Here is a 4786-nt window from a genome sequence, read left to right as displayed (position 1 = left end):
GCGCTGAGCCCGCCGTACTGGCCGCGGCGCCGCGCTCCCCCCCCCGGCGGCGCCCCGCTGCGGGCGTCACGCGGCCGGGTTCCCCCCCCGGGGCCCCCCCCGGCCGTACGGCCCGTCAGATGTGGCCGACGCCCGCGCCGGCCTCCGCGTTCTCACCGCGCTTGGTGAGGAAGGCGACGAGCACCGCCACGACGGCGACTCCGGCGGCGACCAGGGACGCCAGGCTCATGCCGGAGATGAAGGTGTCGTGGGCGACGTCGCTGATCTTCGCGGCGATCTGCGCCGGGGTGCCTTCCTCCACAGGGGGAATGCCCTGCTGGACGAGCTCCGCGCTCTGCTCCAGCTGGGCCGGGGTGAGCTGCGGGAGCCCCGCGTCCGCCCAGTTGCCCGCGAGGTCGTTGTCGACCTTGGAGGCCATCACCGCGCCCAGCACGGCCGTACCGAGGCTGCCGCCGATCTGCATGGCGGCCTGCTGGAGACCACCGGCGACGCCGGAGAGCTCGAGCGGCGCGTTGCCCACGATGACCTCGGTGGCGCCGACCATGACGGGTGCGAGGCCGAGACCCAGCAGGGCGAACCAGAGGGACATCACAGCGCTGCCGGTGTCCGTCTCCAGCGTGGACATGCCGTACATGGCGAGTGCGGTGAGGGCCATACCGCCGGCGAGCGGGATGCGCGGGCCGACCTTGGTGATCATCACTCCGGCCAGCGGCGATCCGACGATCATCATGCCCGTGAGCGGAAGCAGGTGCAGACCGGCGTCGATCGGGCTCATGCCGTGCACGTTCTGCAGATAGAAGGTGACGAAGAACAGGCCGCCCATGAAGGCGATGGCCATCAGGACCATCAGGACGACACCTGCGGACAGCGGGACGGAGCGGAACAGCGCCAGCGGGATCAGCGGCTCCTTGACCTTGGTCTCCCAGAAGGCGAAGGCCCCGAAGCCGACGAACGAGCCGACGACGAACGACCAGGTCTGGACGTCGCCCCAGCCCCACTCGGGGGCCTTGATCAGGGCCCAGACGAGGCAGAACATCGCACCGGACAGCAGGGCTATGCCGAGCAGGTCGAACGAGCGCGGCGCGTTCTCCGCGCGGTGGTCGAGCAGGATCCACGCACCGAGCGCGACGGCGAGGACGCCGACCGGCACGTTGATGAAGAACACCGACTGCCAGTTGACGTGCTCGACGAGGACACCGCCGAGGATCGGGCCGCCCGCGGTGGAGGCCCCGATGACCATGCCCCAGATGCCGATGGCCATGTTGAGCTTCTCGGCCGGGAACGTGGCCCGCAGCAGGCCGAGCGCGGCCGGCATCAGCAGGGCGCCGAACAGGCCCTGGAAGACACGGAAGACGATGACCATCGTGATGCCGTCGGACAGACCGATGGCCGCCGACGAGACGGCGAAGCCCGCCACGCCGATGAGGAAGGTCTGCCGGTGACCGAACCGGTCGCCGAGCTTGCCCGCGGTGATCAGGGAGACCGCGAGGGCGAGGAAGTAGGCGTTGGTGATCCACTGGAGATCGGTCCAGGTGGCACCCAGGTCCTTGCCGATGGCCGGGTTCGCGATGGCCACGATGGTGCCGTCGAGGGCCACCATCATGACGCCCACGGCAACGGTGATGAGGGTGAACCAGGGGTGCCCGCGCAGCCCCTTGCCCGGGGTTCCGTCCGACGGGGTGGCCGGCGTGCCGTCCCCCGGCCCCGTCTTGTCGATGGTGGTCTGACTAGTCATGCGTTCGAGGCTAATGTCAGCCGCTGACAGTTGACAAACCGATTCATCAGTCGGTCACTGACAGGACATCCCCGTATAGCCTGAACTGGGGAAACAGTTCGAGGAGGAGCAATGGGGACGGTCGGGACCGCCGTGGGTGCGCCGCCGCGGCCGGGTCTGCGGGAGCGCAAGAAGCAGCGCACCCGGGACGCGCTGGTCCGGGCCGCACTGGAGCTGATCGCCACGCGCGGGTACGAGGGGACGACCGTCGACGACATCGCCGCGGCCGTCGACGTCTCGCAGCGCACCTTCTTCCGCTACTTCGCCAGCAAGGAGGAGGTGGTGTTCTTCGTCCCCCGGCTCGCGGAGTCGCACGTCGTCGAGGCCGTACGCGCACGCCCTCCGGGTGAGGCACCGCTGGAGGTGCTGCGCCGGGCCGTGCTGGACAGCTGGGACGGCATCAACGAGGCCGTGGAGCAACTCGTCCCGCTGGAACTGCACATGCGTGTCTACCGGGTCATCGAGTCGACGCCCGCCCTGCTCGCCGCCCATCTGCGCCGCGCGACGGAGCTGGAGGAGGAGCTGGCGCGCATCGTCGCCGAGCGCGAGGGGCTCGACGTGGACGCCGACCCCCGGCCGAGGATCCTGGTGGCCGCGTTCGGCGGGGTGGTCCGCGTGGCGGAGCGGCGCTGGTCCACCGGGGACGATCTCAGCGCGGAGGCCATGCGGGACCTGATGACGACCTGTCTGGACCATGTGGGACCGGCGCTCACGGGGAACTGGCGTACGGATTGATTCCCGAGTAGGCACAACGAAACGTGATCCCGATCACTTGGCTCACGCGAGACACTCCCGTTCTCCTAGTGTGTCCTTCCAGTGACTTCCTTCGACACCTCCCCGCAATCGAACGTCTGGCGTGCGCTGCTCGCGCTCGCCGTCGTTTTCGTGATGCTGGCGACCACGGGCTGGACGACGCTGCGCCATCAGCGCCATCCCGCTCCGCTCCAGGCATCGCTCAACGCCTGGGAGCACGGCCGGATGGCCGGCCACCGGCTGCCGGACCCGCAGTCGGCGCCCGCACGGCTGGCCCGGTTCTTCGCCTCCCTCACCGAGGGGCAGCGCGCGCGTCTCGCCCGTCGCTATCCGCTCGCGGTCGGCAACATGAACGGCGCACCGGTCCAGCTGCGCTACCGCGCCAACCGCATCGCGCTTGAGCAGGCCCACAAGGTCGAACTCACACGCGTGCACGACACCCGCCTCACCGCCTCGGGCCAGCGGCAGGCGGCGCGCCGGATGGACCGTTTCGAGGCGCTGATGCGCCCGGGCCGGCACATCCTCGCCTTCGACCCGGCGGGCCCCGGCCGGGTCGCCGAGGTCTTCGGTGACCTGCGCAGGGCCGAGCGGGTCTCGGTCGTCGTCCCCGGCGTCGACACCGACCTGCTCACCTTCCAGCGCACCCGGCGCACCTACTCGGCCCCCGTCGGCATGGCGAAGTCCCTGTACGCGGCCGAGCGCGACGCCGCTCCCTCGACCCGTACCGCCGTGATCGCCTGGGCCGACTACACCGCCCCCAGCGGGCTCGGCATGGACGCGGCCACGGCGATGCGCGCCGAGGACGGCGCGCTGCGGCTGGACGCGCTGGTGCGCGGGCTGCCCGGGATCGCTCCGGTCTCGCTGTTCTGCCACAGCTACGGCTCCGTGGTGTGCGGCATCGCCGCGCACGCGCTGCCGGACCGGGTGACCGACATCGCGGTGGCCGGCAGCCCCGGCATGCGGGTGGAGAAGGCGTCCCAGCTGCGCACCACCGCCCGGGTGTGGGCGATGCGGGACGCCGACGACTGGATCCAGGACGTGCCGTACCTGGAGCTCGGCGGTCTGGGGCACGGGGCCGACCCGGTGGCGGCGGGATTCGGTGCGCGGGTGCTGTCGGCGCGGGAGGCGAAGGGGCACGCCGGGTACTTCGAGCCGGGCACGGACAGTCTGCGTAACTTCGCCGAGATCGGTGTTGGCGCATACCGCGCGGTGTCCTGTGCGGGCGAGGACGACGTCTGCCGGACGGGTTTGTCCGGTACGACCACTACCGGACGCGCGTAGAGGCGGAGATACTGCGGTATGCGTGGGGAAGGGACGGAGAAGCTCGTGCCGCATACGATGAGCCGCATGGGTGACGTACTGGCCGGATTTCATGCCGCCTGGGAGTTCGGGTCCGACTCCGTGCTCATCCGTTACGAACGGGGGATTCGAACACCCAAGCTGTTCCAGGCACTCGGGGAGCGGCGTGTTCCGCTGGAGGCGATCGAGGGGGTGTCCCTCGCCCCCGGGAAGCGCGGGACCGTGGTCCTGCGGATCGAGCTCCGGCCCGGAGCCGATCCGCTGCTGGAGGCCGCCTCCGGGCAGTTGAAGGAGAGCGGCGATCCCTACCGGCTGGTGCTGCCCGCCGAACGCGAGACGCTCGCCGAGTACTACGCCGACGAACTGCGCGCACAGCTCACCGAGTCCGGTCCCGCCGAACGCCATCTGGTGGCCGCCCCCGAGGTGCCGTTGCAGTTCAAGGCGTACGACGGCAAGGCGGCCTTCGACGGTACGGCGGTGTCGTTCCGGTGGTTCTGGACGGGGGCGTCGTCGGCGAAGTGGAAGGCCGGCGACCAGCGGTTCGCGGTGGGGGAGCTGAGCGGGGTGGAGTGGCGGTCGCCGGAGGTGTTCGAGGGGCATCTGCGGTTGCTGCGGCGGGACGCGGGGGCGGCGCCCGCGCAGCCCGATCAGGATCCGGCGGCCGTGGTGTTCGGGCTGGGGTACGGCCCCGTGCACGAGTCACTGCCGTTCGCCGCGGCCGTGCTGGCGGCGGTGCGCAACTGTGCGCCGGTGCCGGCGGTGTCCACGGCGCGTGCGCGCCGTGACCCCGCGGACATCGCCGAGCGGATCCGGCATCTCGGGGAACTGCACCAGGCGGGGCTGGTGACGGACGAGGAGTTCTCCTCGAAGAAGGCGGAGTTGCTCGCCGAGCTGTGACGCTCCCCGAGTGGGGTGCTGCGGGGGCGGGTCGTGCGGCCCGGCGCCTGCGGGGTGCCGGGC

Annotated in this window: 4 protein-coding genes; 3 read left to right on the top strand and 1 reads right to left on the bottom strand. The window is 71.1% G+C overall.

From position 1 onward, the window contains the following. Nucleotides 1-115 precede the first annotated feature (115 nt). Nucleotides 116-1735 carry an MFS transporter gene (locus ACFXAE_RS36070; protein WP_384723923.1) on the bottom strand — a complete coding sequence of 540 codons (1620 nt, stop codon included), beginning with the start codon at nt 1733-1735 and terminating at the stop codon, nt 116-118. A gap of 111 nt (nt 1736-1846) precedes the next feature. Here ACFXAE_RS36070 and ACFXAE_RS36065 point away from each other — a divergent pair, with 111 nt between their 5' ends. The 3 genes from ACFXAE_RS36065 to ACFXAE_RS36055 all read left to right on the top strand — a co-directional run bounded on the left by ACFXAE_RS36065 (nt 1847) and on the right by ACFXAE_RS36055 (nt 4723). Continuing rightward, complete coding sequence (locus ACFXAE_RS36065) at nt 1847-2509, top strand: TetR family transcriptional regulator (protein ID WP_384723920.1); 663 nt, start codon at nt 1847-1849, stop codon at nt 2507-2509. A gap of 81 nt (nt 2510-2590) precedes the next feature. Then, nucleotides 2591-3808, top strand: a complete 1218-nt coding sequence (locus ACFXAE_RS36060; protein WP_384723917.1) for an alpha/beta hydrolase — start codon at nt 2591-2593, stop codon at nt 3806-3808. 66 nt (nt 3809-3874) lie between these two features. Next, nucleotides 3875-4723, top strand: coding sequence for a DUF4429 domain-containing protein (locus tag ACFXAE_RS36055; protein ID WP_384723914.1), 849 nt, complete (start codon nt 3875-3877; stop codon nt 4721-4723). The last annotated feature ends 63 nt before the right edge of the window (nt 4724-4786 follow it).

This window comes from Streptomyces sp. NPDC059454, assembly GCF_042749965.1.
Lineage (GTDB): Bacteria > Actinomycetota > Actinomycetes > Streptomycetales > Streptomycetaceae > Streptomyces.
This window is presented reverse-complemented; position numbering and strand designations above follow the sequence as displayed.

What these genes read in the sequence shown, in the direction of transcription:
- ACFXAE_RS36070 (WP_384723923.1), bottom strand. Translation starts at nt 1,735, where the DNA reads ATGACTAGTCAGACCACCATCGACAAGACGGGGCCGGGGGACGGCACG.
- ACFXAE_RS36065 (WP_384723920.1), top strand. Translation starts at nt 1,847, where the DNA reads ATGGGGACGGTCGGGACCGCCGTGGGTGCGCCGCCGCGGCCGGGTCTG.
- ACFXAE_RS36055 (WP_384723914.1), top strand. Translation starts at nt 3,875, where the DNA reads ATGGGTGACGTACTGGCCGGATTTCATGCCGCCTGGGAGTTCGGGTCC.